Source organism: Streptomyces sp. NPDC041796, assembly GCF_055590785.1.
The window spans coordinates 1-3,647 of sequence record NZ_JBVJAH010000080.1 but is presented as its reverse complement, the minus strand read 5'-3'; the positions used below and the strand labels follow the sequence as shown (position 1 = coordinate 3,647).

At 66.8% G+C, this 3,647-nt stretch carries 5 protein-coding genes; 3 read left to right on the top strand and 2 right to left on the bottom strand.

Annotated elements, in window-relative coordinates; translation table 11 throughout:
• Positions 1 to 796: 796 nt before the first annotated feature.
• Positions 797 to 1,069, top strand: coding sequence for a hypothetical protein (locus ACZ6C1_RS38770; protein ID WP_469247723.1), 273 nt, complete (start codon positions 797 to 799; stop codon positions 1,067 to 1,069).
• Between the two features lie 86 nt (positions 1,070 to 1,155).
• The gene (locus ACZ6C1_RS38765) at positions 1,156 to 1,881 is read left to right on the top strand and encodes a DUF6766 family protein (RefSeq protein ID WP_469247722.1); all 726 of its coding nucleotides are present in this window, start codon (positions 1,156 to 1,158) and stop codon (positions 1,879 to 1,881) included.
• A gap of 370 nt (positions 1,882 to 2,251) precedes the next feature.
• On the opposite strand, the gene ACZ6C1_RS38760 is transcribed toward ACZ6C1_RS38765, so the two are convergent.
• Together ACZ6C1_RS38760 and ACZ6C1_RS38755 are read right to left on the bottom strand one after the other, a co-directional pair.
• Positions 2,252 to 2,575 (bottom strand): hypothetical protein, encoded by a 324-nt coding sequence (locus ACZ6C1_RS38760; protein ID WP_469247721.1) that lies wholly within the window; start codon positions 2,573 to 2,575, stop codon positions 2,252 to 2,254.
• A 47-nt stretch (positions 2,576 to 2,622) separates the two neighbouring features.
• On the bottom strand, positions 2,623 to 2,820 hold the full coding sequence (locus ACZ6C1_RS38755) for a hypothetical protein (protein ID WP_469247720.1): 198 nt from the start codon (positions 2,818 to 2,820) through the stop codon (positions 2,623 to 2,625).
• Positions 2,821 to 2,876: 56 nt separating this feature from the next.
• Between ACZ6C1_RS38755 and ACZ6C1_RS38750 the strand changes: the two genes are divergently transcribed.
• Positions 2,877 to 3,620, top strand: a complete 744-nt coding sequence (locus tag ACZ6C1_RS38750) for a transposase family protein (protein WP_469247719.1) — start codon at positions 2,877 to 2,879, stop codon at positions 3,618 to 3,620.
• Positions 3,621 to 3,647 lie beyond the last annotated feature (27 nt).

Sequence of the window (3,647 nt, the reverse complement as noted above, 5' to 3'; positions counted from 1 at the left end):
GGCCTCTTCTTCCCCATGCTCTCCATGATGAACATCATCCTTCCGGGGCTGAAGCCCCTGATCTCAGATGTCCGTCAAAGCGGATCAAGCCCAGAAAGAGGCTCAGTGAAGTTCGCCAGACCATAGGCCCACAGGGCACCCCGGAAGAGAGCCGCCGGAGACGACAAGGTGGTGGGCGCGTAGGACGGTCAGGCGGGTGGTGGGCAGGGCACGCATCCGGACGGTCGCGGCCTTCCACACCGGCTGGCGGCCTGCAGGATATCGGAGCCCGGGAGTTGTTTGGGGGCATGCCGATGCCGTCCAGCAGGTCGCTCACGGAGTGCGGTGTCGCTGGACGTGCCCGAGCCCGGCTGCAGGGCGACCTGCCCGTCCGCCGGATTGTGCGCGGCCAGGACGGCGTGTGTCACGCTCGCGTCGTGATGCCAGTCCATCACCCACCTCGACCCGACATCTCAGTGCCGAGGCCTCGGTCTTCCGGCGGCATCGTGGGCTCGGACGCTTGGTCTGGTCGGGGCAAGGCGGAACCAGCCCTCGCCAGTTCGGATTGCGGGCTTACGGGTGTGTATGTCCCATGAGCGGGTAGTCGCATGTCACTTGATCGACCCGCGGTGGACCCGTTTCCGCCCAGGCCGCCGGGAGGCAGGATGCGAGGATCGTGGTATGGGGCGGGGACAGGTGTGCTGACGGTCCTCACCGCGGGGTCAGTACCTGCGGCACGCTTCCCGAGCGGCGTGACGAGGCCACAGCGGAAGTCACCCGTTTCGAGCAGGCGCTGGGCGACGGACAGCGCGAGCGGATGTGTGCGGCTCTCGCTCCGGCTACCCGGGACGAACTGGAGCAGTCCGCCAAGAGCCGCTGCGAGGACGCGATCGGCCAGGCGATCGAGGAGCGGGAGCTTCCAGCCGGGGGTGCCGTACGGGGTGCGGACGTGTACGGCGATCGGGCCCGGGTGGTATTGGAGCGGGACATCGTGTTCCTGGCGCACTTCCCCACCGGCTGGAAGGTGACGGCCGCCGGGTGCCGGCCACGCCCCCAGCGGCCGTACGAGTGTGAGATCAAGGGCGGGTGAGGGACCATGAGGACACTGTTCACCGTGACCCTCTTAATGATCATCGGTGGTCTGGCGTACTTCATGACGCTGGGGCTGATGCACCGATGAGCCATGAGTCGGAAACCAGCGGGAACACCGCACCGGCCCAGCACCGCGTACGGCGCTTTCTGAGGCACAACAGCCTCGGGCTGTTCTTCATGACCACGTTCGTGCTGGCCCTCGTGGGCCAGGCCGTGGCGGGGCGCGCGGAGTTCAACAACAAGCTCGTCAGCGATGGAATGACTCCTGTCGGCTTCGGCGCGTACCTGACGTCCTCGGACTTCGCGGTCGATGTCACCGAGAACTGGCAGTCGGAGTACCTGCAGTTCTTCCTGTACATTTTCGCGACCGTCTGGCTGCTGCAACGTGGTTCGCCTGAGTCCAAGGAGCTCGACAAGGCCGGGATCGAGTCCGACAAGGACCAGATGGTCGGGGAGCACGCCACGGAGGACTCGCCTCGCTGGGCCGCGCACACGGATTGGCGTGGAGTCGTCTTCTCCCGATCGCTCGGCCTGGTCATGGGCGCCATCTTCCTGTTCTCCTGGCTCACGCAGTCGGTCACCGGCGTCGCGGCCTACAACGAGGAGCAGTTGCGCCGACTGGAAGCCCCCACCACGTGGGCCCACTACCTGTCGTCTGCGGACTTCTGGAGCCGCACGCTGCAGAACTGGCAGTCCGAGCTCCTGGCGGTCGCCTCCATGACCATTCTCGCCATCTACCTGAGGCAACGTGGATCCCCGGAGTCCAAGCCCGTCGGAGCATCCCACTCCGACACCGGCATCGAAGGCTGAACCACCTCAAGCGTGTGGCGAGGAACATCTGATGACGACCGTGGTGCTCAGCCTGCTGGCACTGCTGAGAAACAGCGAGCGGTGAGGGCGAGCCGAGCACGCGGTGCAGCGCAGGCTGGACGCGATCGCGGCGGCGCTGCTGGAGCAACCTGAAGGCGAAGGGCACAAGGCGAAGGACGACCTGCGCAAGGTCATCAATATGACGAGGAGGTCTGAGCCGTCCGATAGTTCATGGAGAAGGAGAGGGACCCGAAGTCCGGTGATTGAGTGACTCATCGGCATGGTGCGAGTTCGGCCTCGCCGCTTCACCAACTTCCTCATTCGCCCACTACGCGGACGATCTGTCCATGCCCGAAACCCCTGTGCCGCCTCATCCGCGCGGTTCTCGATCACCATGACCGCATCTCCAGGACGACGCCACCATCCTGCTCTGCGAATGGGTCGGCCGGGCACCGGGGATGAACAGGACCCGCCCCGGTGGTGTGGTGGGGTGTTCCGCCCCACTACCGCAGCCCCTGTAGACCGGCTCGCCGCCCTTGTCCTGAGGGGCATATGTCACTTGTTGGGGTGGGCGGCGCTGTTCGGGCAGGGCAGACTCGGGCTCCCGCTCGGCGGCGATATCACCCAGCGACACGATGGCGACCGAGCGGCCCTCCCCCACGACGGGCAGGCGGCGTACGGCATGCCGTCGCATCAGCTCCACGGCTCGGCTGACGTCATCCTCCGGGGAGACGCTGTTCCTCACTGCACGCGTCGATCACTGATCCTCTGCATTGCCCCGTGAGACATCACCCGCACGACCAGGTCATGGTCGGTGACCAGGCCGCGTACGCGTCCGCCCTCCGCCACCAGCACCGCGCCGATGTGTTCGGTCTTGCACCGGGGTACCGCCTGTCCGGCCGCCCGGTGCTCCACGTCGGCCATTCCCGGAAACGCCACGCCTCACCGCCCGGCGGGCTCATTTGCCTCCCTATGGCCCTGCTTCTACTCCGCCCATGCCCGCGGGGGACGCGAGCCCGCGGAGGCCGAGCGCCCGTCGACCGTCTACGACCGGCCAACGCGCCGGAACGGGACCTCGCGGACGCGGCGCGATGGTGTGCCGCGGTGTCGTGGCCCAGCCGGCCTTTCTGCAACCGCCGAGCATCTCCCCGTGCTCCTCGCGACCGGAGGCGGGCACCGCGGCACACCAACGGTGTTCCCTCCCACCTGACACTCAAACCGAAGATCGCTCATCCGAGCGAGGGCCTACTCAATATTCCGAAGAGATCGCGGGACGCACCCGGCTGCCCATCCGCCTGGCCGACCGCATCGCCGCCGACGAGCCGTACTACTCGACGAAGCACCGCAAGCACGGGATGAACGTGCAGGTCATCGCCCGCCCCGACGGCACACCGCTCTGGTTCTCCCGCGCGACACCAGACCGCACCCACGACCTGACCGCGGCACGTTCTCATGGCATCGTCCAGGCCCGCCTGACCCGGCAGATCCCCGTCCTCGCCGACCGCGCCTACCAAGGTGCCGGCGCCACCGTCCGCACCCCCTACTACCACCACCGCGAACAACCCACCCACTACCAGCACTTCAACCACGACCACGCCAAACTGAGAGCCCCGGGCGAACGCGCCTTCGCCCAGCTGAAGTCCCGGCGGATCCTCCGGCGAGCCAGATGCCCCACCCGCCGCGTCAGCACCATCGTCCGAGCCGTTCACACGTTGCTGACCTGCAACTATTCAGGATGAAAGACGTTCAGTGAGGATCTTCAGAGT